General features: G+C 70.7%; 13 protein-coding genes. 1 reads left to right on the top strand and 12 read right to left on the bottom strand.

Annotation, left to right across the window (positions count from 1 at the left end; genetic code table 11):
• Positions 1 to 91: 91 nt before the first annotated feature.
• Complete coding sequence (rpsO, locus tag ACFOW8_RS17080; RefSeq protein WP_110035787.1) at positions 92 to 361, bottom strand: 30S ribosomal protein S15; 270 nt, start codon at positions 359 to 361, stop codon at positions 92 to 94.
• 159 nt (positions 362 to 520) lie between these two features.
• A complete protein-coding gene (locus ACFOW8_RS17075) occupies positions 521 to 1489 on the bottom strand; it encodes a bifunctional riboflavin kinase/FAD synthetase (protein ID WP_378551603.1) in 969 nt (322 codons plus the stop codon).
• 69 nt (positions 1490 to 1558) lie between these two features.
• Here ACFOW8_RS17075 and ACFOW8_RS17070 point away from each other — a divergent pair, with 69 nt between their 5' ends.
• A complete protein-coding gene (locus ACFOW8_RS17070) occupies positions 1559 to 2326 on the top strand; it encodes a metal-dependent transcriptional regulator (protein ID WP_378551602.1) in 768 nt (255 codons plus the stop codon).
• Positions 2327 to 2336: 10 nt separating this feature from the next.
• Here ACFOW8_RS17070 and ACFOW8_RS17065 read toward each other — a convergent pair whose 3' ends face one another.
• The 10 genes from ACFOW8_RS17065 to infB form a co-directional block, all read right to left on the bottom strand.
• Positions 2337 to 3131, bottom strand: a complete 795-nt coding sequence (locus ACFOW8_RS17065) for a hypothetical protein (RefSeq protein WP_378551601.1) — start codon at positions 3129 to 3131, stop codon at positions 2337 to 2339.
• Positions 3132 to 3276: 145 nt separating this feature from the next.
• Positions 3277 to 4203, bottom strand: coding sequence for a tRNA pseudouridine(55) synthase TruB (gene truB / locus ACFOW8_RS17060; RefSeq protein WP_378551600.1), 927 nt, complete (start codon positions 4201 to 4203; stop codon positions 3277 to 3279).
• Positions 4203 to 4874 (bottom strand): 4'-phosphopantetheinyl transferase Npt, encoded by a 672-nt coding sequence (gene npt / locus ACFOW8_RS17055; protein WP_378551599.1) that lies wholly within the window; start codon positions 4872 to 4874, stop codon positions 4203 to 4205. The genes truB and npt overlap by 1 nt, the downstream gene beginning before the upstream one ends.
• Positions 4875 to 5024: 150 nt before the next feature.
• Positions 5025 to 5966, bottom strand: a complete 942-nt coding sequence (locus ACFOW8_RS17050; RefSeq protein ID WP_378552058.1) for a metallophosphoesterase family protein — start codon at positions 5964 to 5966, stop codon at positions 5025 to 5027.
• A 152-nt stretch (positions 5967 to 6118) separates the two neighbouring features.
• On the bottom strand, positions 6119 to 7240 hold the full coding sequence (locus ACFOW8_RS17045; RefSeq protein WP_378551598.1) for a lipase family protein: 1122 nt from the start codon (positions 7238 to 7240) through the stop codon (positions 6119 to 6121).
• Positions 7241 to 7397: 157 nt separating this feature from the next.
• Positions 7398 to 8732, bottom strand: coding sequence for an MATE family efflux transporter (locus ACFOW8_RS17040; protein WP_378552056.1), 1335 nt, complete (start codon positions 8730 to 8732; stop codon positions 7398 to 7400).
• 301 nt (positions 8733 to 9033) lie between these two features.
• On the bottom strand, positions 9034 to 10032 hold the full coding sequence (locus tag ACFOW8_RS17035) for a DHH family phosphoesterase (RefSeq protein ID WP_378551597.1): 999 nt from the start codon (positions 10030 to 10032) through the stop codon (positions 9034 to 9036).
• Between the two features lie 63 nt (positions 10033 to 10095).
• Positions 10096 to 10545, bottom strand: a complete 450-nt coding sequence (gene rbfA, locus ACFOW8_RS17030; RefSeq protein ID WP_378551596.1) for a 30S ribosome-binding factor RbfA — start codon at positions 10543 to 10545, stop codon at positions 10096 to 10098.
• Positions 10546 to 10557: 12 nt separating this feature from the next.
• Entirely contained in the window at positions 10558 to 10851 is a 294-nt protein-coding gene (locus tag ACFOW8_RS17025; protein WP_067492601.1) for a DUF503 domain-containing protein, read from the bottom strand.
• A 103-nt stretch (positions 10852 to 10954) separates the two neighbouring features.
• The gene (gene infB / locus ACFOW8_RS17020; RefSeq protein ID WP_378551595.1) at positions 10955 to 13909 is read right to left on the bottom strand and encodes a translation initiation factor IF-2; all 2955 of its coding nucleotides are present in this window, start codon (positions 13907 to 13909) and stop codon (positions 10955 to 10957) included.
• Positions 13910 to 13961 lie beyond the last annotated feature (52 nt).

Below are 13961 nucleotides of genomic sequence, written 5' to 3'. Positions count from 1 at the left end.
CGCCGTTGCGCAAGCGACGAAGGAGCAAGCAACGGTGCCTGATCGACGGGACCCAAAGGGGCCGCGACTCGAGCGCGCCAGCGCTCCAGAATTACCGGCGCAGGCCGAGACGCTCGATGAGCGAACGGTAGCGCTCGATGTCCTTGGCCTGCAGGTACTTCGACAGGCGACGACGACGACCGATCAGGGCCAGCAGGCCGTGCCGGGTGTGGTGATCGTGCTTGTGCTTCTTGAGATGCTCGGTCAGATCCGAGATCCGCTTCGACAGCAGCGCGATCTGGGCCTCCGGCGAACCGGTGTCCTTCTCGTGCAGGCCGTACTCGGCCAGGATGGCCGACTTCTGCTCAGTGGTCAGCGCCATGCGGCTCGACTCCTCATTCTCATGGCTCATCCCCGCTCGCGCGAGGAATACCGTTGGACTGCGCTCGAAGCCCGGACGAAGCCGGGTGGGCGCCACCGCAGACCGCAGCAAACCCGAGGAGCCACTTTACTCGACCCTCGACACGGAGTGAAACCGGCCTCAGGCCTCGGCGGCGGTGAGCACCTTGCGCGCGGCCTCTACATCGCGGCCCATGGCCTCGACCAGGTCGTCGATGGTGTCGAACTTGCGCATCCCACGCAACTGGTCGACGAAGTCGACCGCCACGTGCTGGCCGTACAGGTCGGCCTCGCCGTCGAGCACAAAGGCCTCCACGGTGCGGGCGCGGCCGGAGAAGGTGGGGTTGGTGCCCACCGAGATCGCGGCCATCGCGCGCTCGCCCGGTTCGACGGTGCCGATGGTCGGGCCGGGGCCGAGCACGGTGAACCAGCCCGCGTACACCCCGTCGGCCGGGATGGCCGCGTGCATGGGCGGTGCGACGTTGGCGGTCGGGAAGCCGAGTCCGCGCCCGCGCCCGTCACCGTGCACGACCACGCCCTCGACCCGGTGTGGGCGGCCGAGCGCTTCGGCGGCGGCGGCCATATCGCCCGCGTCGACACAGGCGCGGATGTAGGTGGAGGAGAATGTGACGGCGTGTTCGCCGAGCAGGGTGACGCCGTCGACGGCGAAGCCGAAGCGCTTACCGAGCTCGCGCATGGTGTCGACGGTGCCCGCGGCCTTCTTGCCGAAGGTGAAGTTGTCGCCGACCACGACCTCGGTGACGTGCAGCCGCTCCACCAGCAGATCGTGCACATACCCCGACGGGGTGAGCTTCATGAACTCCTGCGTGAACGGCATCACGCAGAACACGTCGATGCCCAATTCCTCGGCGAGTTCGGCGCGCCGGGTCAGGGTGGTGAGCTGCGCTGGATGCGATCCCGGCCGCACCACTTCCATCGGATGCGGATCGAAGGTCATCAGCACCGCGGGGACGCCGCGTCGGCGCGCCGCGGCCACCGCGCGGCCGACCAGCTGCGCGTGCCCGCGATGTACGCCGTCGAACACTCCGATCGTGAGGACGCAGCGCCCCCAATCCGCGGGCACCTCGTCGAGACTTCGCCATCTCTGCACAGAGCGAAGCCTACGCAAAGCGTTTCGGCCACGCCGTGCCGGTTCGCCGATGTGTCATTCGGGCCAGGGATGCCTAACATCATTGATGTGCCAGGTAAACGAGAGGCCGCCGCCCGCCACGCGTCGACGCAACCCGGTGAGCAGGCCGAACTCGCCGCCACCGCGACACTCGCGCCCGAATTGTCCGCGGTGGCGCAGGACTATCTGAAGGTCATCTGGACCGCACAGGAGTGGTCACAGGAGAAGGTGTCGACCAAGCTGCTCGCCGAGCGGATCGGGGTTTCGGCCTCGACGGTGTCGGAGGCGGTGCGCAAGCTGTCGGATCAGGGACTGGTCGAGCACGAGCGCTACGGGTCGATCACCCTGACCGAGCACGGCAGGCGCGCGGCGGTCGCGATGGTGCGGCGTCATCGGCTGATCGAGACGTTCCTGGTGCACGAGCTCGGCTACGGCTGGGACGAGGTGCACGACGAGGCCGAGGTGCTCGAGCACGCGGTCTCGGAACTGCTGATGTCGCGCATCGACGCGAAACTCGGCCACCCCGACCGCGATCCGCACGGCGACCCGATCCCCTCGGCCGACGGCGCGGTGCCGACGCCCCCGGCCCGGCGGCTGTCGGACTTCGCGGCGGGCGAGTCCGGCCGGGTGGCGCGCATCTCCGATTCCGATCCGGCGATGCTGCGCTATTTCGATTCGGTCGGTATCGCCCTCGACACGGTGATCGCGGTCGAGGAACGTCGCGACTTCGCGGGCACCATCGCGGTGCGCATCGCCGCCGCCGAGGCACCCACCGAACTGGGCACCCTTGCCGCCGAAGCGATTTGGTTGACCGCCTGAGCGGTCCGCCTCAGCAGGTGAAGTAGCGCCGCAGGTCGGCGGGTACACCGTCGGCCTCGGCGGTACTCCAGCAGACCTCGTGCGGGAAGCGCACGTACGCGGTCCAGGTGCCGTCGACGCGGTGCACGATGCGCTGGTTGTCGCCGGGTGTGTCGAAGGAGATGACCGCCCAGGTGCCGTCACACCAGGTGACGGTCGCGTTGTCGAGCATGCCGAGGTCGGCGGAGATGCCGTCGGGATGGCAGGGACCCGGTGCCGGGGTGTCCCGGAAGCGCAGTGTGCCCTCGACGGTCTGTCCACCCGCGGTGACGAACGCGGTGTGCATGCCCTCGGGAACCGGGTGGGTCCCCGCGGGCGCGGTCATCCCGAAGTAGTAGCAGCCGACCTGGGCGGTGAAAACGGCACGCCCGTCGGCATCGGTCACCGCCTCCTGGCGCTGGGTCTCGGTGGTCTCGCCGAGTGGAATGTCGTGTCCGGCCGGGTCGCAGGGCTGGTGCAGGCCGATCCACACCGGGACGTTCGGTACCGGTGCGCCGGACAGGGTCTCGGTGCGCACGGCGATGGTGCCGACCGCCGGGGTGGGCGGCGGAACGGGCTGGGCGGGCGTGGTGACGTAGGTCGGTGCGACGCCGAGGTCCACGGACGCAGCGGTGCCGGCCTGCTCGGTGGGTGGGGCGGCGAACGGCACCGTCGACACCGTGGTGCCGGACCTGCTCGGCGATGCCGGTTCGCCTTCCGCGCATCCCGAGAGCAGCAGCGTCACCCCGGCGACGATCCCGATCCAGACCTTGTGCGCAGCGGCCATAGCTCACCCCTCGGAAACGACGGCCATACGTCAACGCTATCGCCCGCCGCCGATCGGGCGTTAGCCCCGGTCCAGCGGGGTTGACCGGTAGTCCTCCCGACCATACCCAGTCGTCACCGCACGATGGCCGTTCCGCCGGAACGGCTCACTCGCCGATGCCCCGCGGACGGACCACCATCACCGAGGCGGCGCGCTTGCCGCTCTCCTGGAGCAGGGCGATGGCACGCCCGGCGGGATCGATGGCGGCATAGACGCCCTTGATGCCGATCGGGTCGAGCCAGCGACCGTTGCGCAGGTCGTCCGCCTGGGTGTCGTCGATCTCGCGGTGCGGGAAGGCGGTCCGCACGGCGGTGTCGATATCCAGGCTGAGCAGCGGCTCGCCTGCTTCCGCGGCGGCGGCCAGCTGGTCGACGGTGCGGGCGTGGTCGAGGGTGAACGGGCCCACTCTGGTGCGGCGCAGCGCGGTCAGGTGGCCGCCGACGCCGAGGTCCGCACCGAGGTCGCGGGCCAGTGCGCGGATGTAGGTTCCCGAGGAGCAGTCGACTTCCACGTCGAGGTCGACGAACTCGCCGACCTCGCGCCGGGCCCTGACCTCGAAACGCGAGACGGTGACCGGGCGCGCGGCCAGCTGCACGTCCTCTCCCGCGCGGGCACGGGCGTAGGCGCGCTCGCCGTCGACTTTGATGGCGCTGACGGTGGCGGGCACCTGCTGGATGTCGCCGGTCAGCGCGGCGATGCCCGCCGCGATTCGCGCGTCGGTGACATGCGCTGCCGAGGTGGTCGCGGTGACCTCGCCCTCGGCATCGTCGGTGATCGTGGTCTGGCCGAGCCGGATGGTCGCCGTGTAGGCCTTGGTGGTGAGGATCAGCTGACCCAGCAGCTTGGTGGCCCGCTCCACGCCGAGCACGAGCACGCCGGTCGCCATCGGATCGAGGGTGCCCGCGTGCCCGACCTTCTTGGTACGCAACAGCTTCCGGCTGCGAGCGACCACATCGTGGCTGGTCCAGCCCTGGTCCTTGTCGACGATCAGCAGTCCGCCCAGCTGGTCGACCGCGGGGGTGCGCGCGGCCATCAGCCGTGCGCGATCGCGGTCAGGATCAGCCCGTCGGCGATCAGCCAGCGGCCGTCGAACGTGATCAGCGGGGTGCCGCCGTCGTTCGTCATTCCTGGCACGAGCAGTTGCGTGTGGAACGTGCCCGATCCGGAATCCGCGGTGCGGGAATCGATCTCGAAGGTGATGTGCGCGTCCTCGAATCCCAGCCAGCGCTGGGTCAGCGGGAACCAGGCCTTGTAGGTGGCCTCCTTCGCGCAGAACAGCAGCCGGTCCAGGTGCAGGCCGTCGGCGGGCGCGCTCGCCAGCCAGTCGCGTTCGGCGGGCAGGCTCACCGAATCCAGAACCCCTTCGGGAAGTTCACCATGCGGTTCGGCGTCGATCCCGACCGAGCGGAAGCGCAGCGCGTGGGTGAGCGCGGCGGCGCGGTAGCCGTCGCAGTGGGTCAGGCTGCCGACAACCCCGCGCGGGAACAGCGGCATCCCCCGCTCACCCTTGCCGATCGCCACCGGCGGCTCACCGAGCTGTTCGAGAGCGAGGCGCGCGCAGTGGCGGGCGCCGATGAAGTCGCGGCGCCGCTTCTCGACGGCCTTCGCGATGAGGTGCTCCTCGGCCGGGTGCGCCTTCAGATCCGCGGGGTAGGCCCGCAGCTCGGCAGCGGCCACCCCTGACGGCAAAATGTTGTCGAGCAAGCCCGCCTCCCCGCGACTCATGGCCGGCCCCGGGTCGTTGTCCGGCGGGTTCGGCGACTGGCGGGTCGGCAGGTAGCCAGTTTGCCCGTACCCGATGAGTTACCCATGTTCATCACCAAATCAGTCGTCGAATCTCAAAGCAAATCGCGGTCAAAGGCCGCGCCGACGGTCGGCCTTCGCGCGCATCTCCGCCGCGGCGGCCTCCATCTCCGGGGTGACCGTGAAGTGCCCGCCCCAGGCGTTCAGGGCACCCTCGGCGTAGACGGGTTCGGGCAGGATCTGGCGCAGCAGGGGCTCTGGCATGCCGCGGCGCTTCCATTCGCGCGGGTAGCCGAGGGAGACCTCCTCGAAGCGGACGCCGTCATAGTAGGTGGTGCGCGGGATGTGCAGGTGACCGTAGACGGCGCACACCACGTTGTAGCTGGTGTGCCAGTCGGCGGTCAGATCGGTGCCGCACCACATCGAGAACTCGGGGTAGAACAGGATGTCGGTGGGCTGCCGGACCAGCGGGAAGTGGTTGACCAGTACCACCGGGGTGTCCGGGCCAAGCGCGTCGAGGCGGCGCTGTGTGTACTGCACGCGGGCGTGGCACCAGGCATCGCGGGTCAGGTACGGGTCGGGGCTCAGCAGGAACTCGTCGGTGGCCACCACATTGCGCTCGCGCGCCACCGCGAGCCCCTCGGTCTTGGTCCGTGTCCCGTCCGGCAGCCACGAGTAGTCGTAGAGCAGGAACATCGGCGCGATGGTGACCCGGCCGCCGTAGACCTCCGCGCCGGACCCGGTCCAGACCGGGAACGGATCCTCCGGGGTGACCACATCGAGGTCGCGGCACATGGCGACGAGATACTCGTAGCGGGCGGCGCCGTGCATCTGCACCGGGTCCTTGGGCGTGGTCCACAGCTCGTGATTGCCCGGCACCCAGATCACCTTGGCGAAACGCCGCCGCAGCAACTCCAGCGCCCAGCGCACCTCCTCGGCCTTCTCCCCCACGTCACCGGCGACGATCAGCCAGTCCTCCGGCGAATCGGGCTGGATCTGCTCCACCACCGGCTTGTTGCCCTGATGCCCCACGTGCACATCGCTGACCGCCATCAACTTCGGTATCACGCTGTCCACAGTGGCACACTGCCGCCGACGGCACACCGCTGGTCCACCTCGGTGGCGCCGGGACCACGACAGCTCGATCAGGCATCCGGTGCGCAGGCCCCGCTCCGCCACGCGCGCGGGTCCGTCACCGTGCGGGGTCAGGCGCGGAACAGTCCGTCCACGAAGGCCAGCACCCGCGGCCGCGACTCGGCGTCGATCTCGGGGTGCCCGCCCTGGTACTGCCCGAATTCGACGGCGGTGCCGGCGGCCCGCATCTGGGCGAGCAGCGCGTAGGTCATCGGCAACGGGACCACCGTGTCGGCTAGGCCGTGGACGATCAGGATCGGCTGCCGGTAACCGACCGTGGGAACGATCATGTAGTCGCGTAAGGCGGCGCCGATCCCCTCGGCGGCCACCGGCCGCGCCAGCAGCGCACCGATCGACGCACCGCCGACCACCGCACCGAAGTCATCGACGCAGCTGGTGGCGATGGTGTCGACGATCTCCCTGCCGCGTGGGGAAAGCAGGCCGTTCACGTCCAGATCGGGGCGGGTGGCGCGCAGTCCGGCCAGGATGCCCGCGAACGGACCGACCAGCTCGTCGACGATCGGCAGGTTCGGCACCGCCGGGTCGAGCCGGGACAGGATCTGCTCGAAGTTCGAGGCGGGCGCCAGGGCGGCGGTGCCGCGGAAGTCCAGTTCCGGCGCGTAGTCCTCGGCGAGGTTGCCGGTGGCCAGCGCCGCATGGCCGCCTTGCGACCCACCGACCACTGCCCAGGTGGCCGAGAGCTGCGGCACCGCGGCGCGAGCGGCGCGCACGAGGTCGATCGTCGCGGTCGCCTCGGTGCGGGTGTGCAGGTAGGGATGCACGGTATCGGCACCGGCGGACAGCCCGAGATAGTCCGGCGCGGCCACGGCCCAGCCGCGATCGAGGAACGCGCGCAGCAGGTCGTGCTCGTGCACCGCCGCGGTGCTGGTGATCCCGCACTGCGGGCCGAGACCACTGGTTCCGTGGTCCCAGGCCACCACCGGATACCCGCCCGCCGGAGCGGGGGCGTCCGGGAGCAGCAACAGTCCCGCCGCGGTCGCGGTGGCACCGGTGGCGCCTTCGGTGCGGTACTCGACGATGGCGGCGTTGCCCCATACACCCCAGCCGGGCGGCTGAGGTGTATGCGAGACCAGCTCGCCGGGTGCCGCCCGCGCCGCGGGCGGCAGCCAGACGAGGGTGCTCAGCAGTGCCAATGCCACGGCCGCCAGCACCCGGCCACTCCGACAGCTCACCTCGCGCACGGATCGTTCGCCTCCATCACGGTTCGACATCCTGGCTTCGACGGTAGGCGATCCGGTGGTCCGAAACACCACTGTTCCGCCAACAGCAACCAAACCCGCCGTGTTCCGCGGTACTTCGCGAAGAGTTCCCGCGCGCCTGCCGCGCCCACTACGCGAGACCGCGTGGCAGGTCGGCACCGACCTTCGCCCACCGTCCCGACCGGGCCCGTGCCACCACGGCCAGCAGGCGCAGCAGCATGAAGACCACCAGCCCCGACCAGATCCCCGCCACTCCCCAGTCGAAGATCAGCGACAGCCAGATCAGCGGCAGGAACCCGGTGAGCGCCGCCGCCAGGGTGGCGGTGCGCAGGAACGCGGCGTCGCCCGCGCCGAGCAGCACCCCGTCGAGGGCGAAGACCGCACCGGCCACCGGAATCATGGCGACGAAGAACCACCAGACGACGTGGGTGCGGTCGAGCACCTGCGGGTCGTCGGTGAACAGCAGCGGGATCACCCCGGCGCCGAGGGCGAAGCACGCGGCGAGCAGCAGCGCGAAGATCACCGACCAGCCGGTGACCCGGCGGGCGATGCCGGTGGCCCCGCGGGCGTTTCCCGCCCCGAGCGCGGCACCGACCAGCGTCTGCGCGGCGATGGCCAGCGAGTCCAGCGTCAAGGCGAGGAAGTTCCACAGCTGCAGGACCAGCTGGTGGGCGGCGACGGAGGCGGCGCCGAAGCGGGCGGCCACCGCGGCCGCGGACACGAAGCAGATCTGGAACGACAGACTGCGCACGATCAGATCGCGGCCGAGCACCAGCTGTGCCCGCATCACGTCGAACCGGGGACGCAGCGACACCCGCTCGCGCAACAGCGCGTACCCGAACAGCCCACCGGAGACGAGCTGGCCCACCACATTGGCCACCGCGGAGCCGGCGAGTTCGAGTCGGGGCGCCCCGAACCACCCGTACACCAGCACCGGACACAGCACCGCCGACAGCACCAGCCCCGCGACCACGTACAGCAGCGGACTGCGCACCTCCTGCACCCCGCGCAGCCAGCCGTTGCCCGCCATCGACAGCAGGATCAGCGGCACCCCGAACAGCGCGATCCGCACCCAGGTCAGTGCCTCGTCGGCGATGTCACCGCCCCCGGCGATCGCCGCGCACACCGGCCCGGCCAGCACCTGGGCCACCACCAGGATCAGCAGACCGATCGCCAGCCCCACCCAGCTCGCCTGTACCCCCTCCTCGACCGCCCCGGCGCGATCCCCCGCCCCGTGCCTGCGCGCCGCCCGCGCCGTCGTGCCGTAGGACAGGAACGTGAGCTGGGTGCTCACCGTCCCCACGATGACGCCACCCACCGCGAGACCGGCCAGGGCCAGCGCCCCGAGCCTGCCCACGATCGCCATGTCGAACAGTAGATACAGCGGCTCGGCCACCAGCACGCCGAGCGTCGGCACGGCGATCCCGAGAATCCGCCGCGGACCCACCTGCCCCGCCGTGTCCATCGCGGTTGTCACCGGTCACCTCCCCCTCGTCGATGCGCGCCACGGGCAGGCGCCCGGCGAGTGCTGATCGTCGCACACGCCACCGACATCGCACGCCCGGTGCCGATCCCGCCGCGCCACGCAAGGTCGGGCCGACCCCGCGGCGACGGCGCACACCCTCGGAGGCTCGTCGGAGGCTCGAGCACAGCGGCATCGGTCGACGGCCGCCGAGGCACCTGTCACGGCGGGGGTGGTCCGGTGTCCGGGCGACGTCGTATGCGGCCGGCCCGGCCCGGCACACCGGCGCGAGTGGGCGGTCAGCTCAGTCCAGTGCCGCGACGAGCGCCGCGACGACCTCTGCCGCGGTGCCGAAGGTGGTGTACCCGGCGGCGAAACGGTGCCCGCCACCACCGAATCCGGCGGCGACCGCCGCCACGTCCACCCCGTCGGCAGCGCCGGGGGTGCAATCGCGGGAGCGCAGCGACACCGTCCAGCGATCGTGCTGGCCGCGCGATTCCTTGAAGACCGCGGCGATCCCGGCTTCCGACGTGGTGCGGATGACGTCGATCACGCTCTCCACCTCCTCCGGTCCGACCGCGGTGGTGTCGGCGGCGCGCACCAGCGCGTACACCAGGCCCACTCCACCGGCGGCGGGTATGACGACCGCGGTGGCCAGCACCTTCGCCAGCATCGGCAGCCAGGCGTACGGATGGGTGTCGAGCAGCACGCGGGTGATCTCGGTGCCGTCGATCCCGGTGGCGAGCAGCCGCTCGGCCAGCGCGTGCGAACCCGGCCTGGCCCAGCGGAACGAGCCGGTATCGGTCACCAGGCCCGCGAACAGGCAGTGCGCGATCTCGGCGTCGATCGGCACACCCCACGCGTCGAGCAGCCGGGTCACCAGTTCGGTGGTGGAGGCGGCGGACTCGTCGATCAGATCGACGGTGCCGAAGCCGTCGTTGGCCCGGTGATGATCGATCACCAATGTGCTCGACGCCCCGGGCAGCCGGTCGGCGAGCGCGCCGAGCCTGCTGCGCGCACCGCAATCGACGACGATCAGCAGATCGACCTCTCGCGGCACCTGCGCGGGCGCCACCAAGTGCTCGATGCCCGGCAGGCTGCGCAACGAGGCGGGCAGCTCGGCGGGTTCGGCGAACGACACGGCCACCGGCACCTTCTCGCGGGCCAGCGCCAGCGCCAGCGCCAGCCCTGACCCGATGGTGTCGGCGTCCGGCTGCACGTGACACAACACCGTCACCGAACGCGCCGCCGCCAGCGCGGTGACGGCGGCGTCCAGCGCGGTGGCGTCCCGGACGCTGGTCATGTCCCGAGCTCGCCGCGTAGCCACCCGAACTTCCGTTTCCGGGCGCTGCCCGTCCATCCCGGACTACTCGTCGCCGTCGTCGTCGCGATCGGACTTGTACGGGTCGGCGTCACCGGCATGGGTGGCGTTGGCCGCGACCTTGGCGACCTCGTCGTCGATCGCTCTGGCCCTGGCCAGCAGCTCCTCCATCTCCTTGGCGGCGTCTGGCACCGTGTCCAGGGTGAACGACAGGATCGGGGTGAACTTCACCCCGGTTCCGGCACCCACCTTGGAGCGCAGGACACCCTTGGCCGCGGCCAGCCCGGCGGCTGCCTCGGCGTAATCGGGTTCGGTGTCGAGAGTCTCGCCGCGCACCGTGTAGAACACCGTGGCCTCACGCAGATCGCCGGTCACCTTGGCATCGGTGACGGTGACGAACCGCAGCCGCGGGTCCTTGATCTCGTATTCGATCGCGGTGGCCACGATCGAGGAGATCCGCTTGGCGAGCCGGCGTGCCCTGGCTTGATCCACCATGGCCTTACCTCCCTAGTCTTCGGGTCCGAAGATCCGGCGGCGTACTGCCAGCAACTCTATCTCCGGACGGGCGGCGACGTGCCGCTCACACTTGTCGAGCACCTCGTTGAGGTGTCCCGTTTCCGCACTGACCATGGCGACACCGAGCAGTGCCCGGCGGTGCAGGTCCTGATCGCCTGCCTCGGCGGCGTTCACGGCGAAGCGTTTCTGCAGCTCGGCCAGGATCGGCCGGATCACCGACCGCTTCTCCTTCAGCGAGTGCACGTCGCCGAGCAGCAGATCGAATTCGAGCGCACCGATGTACAGCGGTGCTCACCTCCTGATAGATGGGTTCGCCCCGCGTGAGGCGCAGTCATGACCACACGCCGCACCCGAAGCTCGGATGCGGCGTGTGGAACGGTGTGCGATATCAGTCGCGCGGCTTCTCGCGCAACTCGTACGCCTCGATGATGTCGCCTTCCTTGATGTCGTTGTAGGTCACGGTCATACCGCACTCGTAACCTTCGCGGACCTCGGTGGCGTCGTCCTTCTCCCGCTTGAGCGAGGAGATGGTCATCGTCTCGGCGATCACCCTGCCGTCGCGGATCAGGCGCGCCTTGGCGTTGCGCTTGACCGAACCCGACTGCACCATGCAACCGGCGATATTGCCGACCTTCGACGAGCGGAAGATCGCGCGGATCTCCGCCCGGCCCAGCTCGACCTCTTCGTAGATCGGCTTGAGCATGCCCTTGAGGGCCTTCTCGATCTCGTCGATGGCCTGGTAGATCACCGAGTAGTACCGGATGTCGACGCCCTCGCGGTTGGCCAGCTCGGTGGCCTTGCCCTCCGCGCGGACGTTGAAGCCGATGATGATCGCGTTCGAGGCCGACGCCAGGTTGACGTTGGTCTCGGTGACGCCACCGACACCGCGGTCGATGACGCGCAGGCGCACCTCGTCGTCGATCTCGATGCCGAGCAGGGCCTCTTCGAGGGCCTCGACGGTACCGGAGTTGTCGCCCTTGAGGATCAGGTTCAGCTCCGAAGTCTCCTTCAGGGCGGCATCCAGATCTTCCAGGCTGATCCGCTTGCGGCTGCGCGCGGCCAGCGCGTTGCGCTTGCGCGCATTGCGGCGGTCGGCGATCTGGCGCGCGATCCGGTCCTCGTCGACGACGAGCAGGTTGTCACCGGCGCCGGGCACCGAGGTGAAACCGACGACCTGGACGGGCCGCGACGGCAGCGCCGCCAGGACGTCCTCGCCGTGCTCGTCGATCATCCGGCGCACGCGACCGTAGGCGTCGCCCGCCACGATCGAGTCGCCGACGCGCAGCGTGCCGCGCTGGATGAGCACGGTGGCCACCGGGCCACGGCCGCGGTCGAGGTGCGCCTCGATGGCGACACCCTGGGCGTCCATGTCGGGGTTGGCCCGCAGGTCGAGCGAGGCGTCGGCGGTCAGCAGCACCGCTTCCAGCAGCGCATCGATATTGCGGCCCTGCTTGGCGGAGATGTCGACGAACATGGTGTCGCCGCCGTATTCCTCGGCCACCAGGTTGTACTCGGTCAGCTGCTGCCGGATCTTCTCCGGGTTCGCGCCTTCCTTGTCGATCTTGTTGACCGCCACCACGATCGGCACATCGGCCGCCTGCGCGTGGTTGATCGCCTCCACCGTCTGCGGCATGACGCCGTCGTCGGCCGCGACCACGAGGATCGCGATGTCGGTGGCCTTCGCACCGCGGGCACGCATGGCGGTGAACGCCTCGTGACCGGGGGTGTCGATGAAGGTGATCAGGCGCTCTTCGTCGTTGAGGTTGGTCAGCACCTGGTAGGCACCGATGTGCTGGGTGATGCCACCGGCCTCGCCCTCGGCGACGTTGGCCTTGCGGATCGTGTCCAGCAGTCGGGTCTTACCGTGATCGACGTGACCCATCACGGTCACCACCGGCGGACGCTGCTCGAGGTCTTCCTCGCCGCCCTCGTCCTCGCCATAGGTGAGGTCGAACGATTCCAGCAGCTCGCGGTCCTCGTCCTCGGGGCTGACCACGTGCACGACGTAGTTCATCTCGCTGCCGAGCAGCTCGAGGGTCTCGTCGTTCACCGACTGGGTCGCGGTGACCATCTCGCCGAGGTTGAACAGCGCCTGCACGAGAGCGGCCGGGTTCGCGTCGATCTTCTCGGCGAAGTCGGACAGCGAGGCACCGCGGGCGAGCCGGATGATCTCGCCGTTGCCGCGCGGCAGCCGCACGCCGCCGACGGCGGGCGCCTGCATGTTCTCGTATTCGGCGCGCTTCGCCCGCTTCGACTTGCGGCCACGACGCGGAGCGCCACCGGGACGGCCGAACGCGCCTGCGGCGCCACCACGGCCACCGGGACCACCGGGACGACCACCGCCGCCACCGGGACGACCACGGAAACCGCCGCCGGCGGGAGCACCGGCACCCTGGCCTGCGCCGGGGGCACCGCCACCGCCACCGCGGTAGCCGCCACCGCCGCCGCCACCGGGACGACCACCACCGGGCGCGCCGCCGGGGCGACCCGGACGGCCACCGGCCGCCGGACCCGGACGCGCGGAGCGCTGCGGCATGGCACCGGGGTTCGGGCGCGGGGGCATCGAACCCGGAGACGGGCGGGGACCACCCGGACGCGGGGCACCGCCCTGCGCCGCGGCGGGCCGCGGACCACCCTGACCCTGACCGGGACGGGGACCACCCTGACCCGGCGTCGGACGGGGACCGCCCTGACCGGGACGGGGACCACCCTGACCCGGCGTCGGACGCGGGCCACCACCCTGCGGGGCGGGACGCGGGGCCGGACGCTCCCGATCGGGCGCGGAACTGAACGGGTTGTTGCCGACGCGCGGGGGCTTCGGGCCCGGCTTGGGACCTGGACCGGCCGGACGCGGTGCCTGCGCACCCGGCGCGGGCTGACCCGGACGCGGCTGCCCCGGACGCGGACCGCCTGGGGCGGGACGCGGGCCGGGGGTACCCGGCTTACCCGGCGCCTGCTGCTTGGCGGCAGGGGCGGGCCGGGCGGCCGGTGCGGGCTTGGCCTCGGCCGGAGCCGATTCGGCGGGCGCCGGGGTGGCCGGTGCCGCAGGGGCAGCGGCCGCGGCGGCTGCCGGGGTCGGACGCGGACCGGGGCGCGGGCCACCGGGGCTCGGCTTGGCGGCGCGTGCCGCCGGCGACGGACCCGGACGGGCCGCCGGCTTCGCGTCGGTCGCCGGGGCGGACTTCGACGCGAGTGATTCGCGCAGACGACGGGCGACGGGTGCTTCCACCGTCGAGGACGCCGACTTCACGAACTCGCCTTGCTCCTTGAGCTTCGCGAGTAGTTCCTTGCTCGTGACACCGAGTTCTTTGGCCAACTCGTGCACGCGGGCCTTGCCTGCCACTGCTCTCCTCACTGAGAGGTCGAGCAGTAACACCGCCTGGCTAGGCGGGCCC

The organism is Nocardia rhizosphaerae, assembly GCF_042650365.1.
In the GTDB taxonomy this organism is placed as follows: Bacteria; Actinomycetota; Actinomycetes; order Mycobacteriales; family Mycobacteriaceae; genus Nocardia; species Nocardia rhizosphaerae.
The sequence above is the reverse complement of the archived record's forward strand: the minus strand, read 5'-3'. Positions and strand labels throughout refer to the sequence as shown.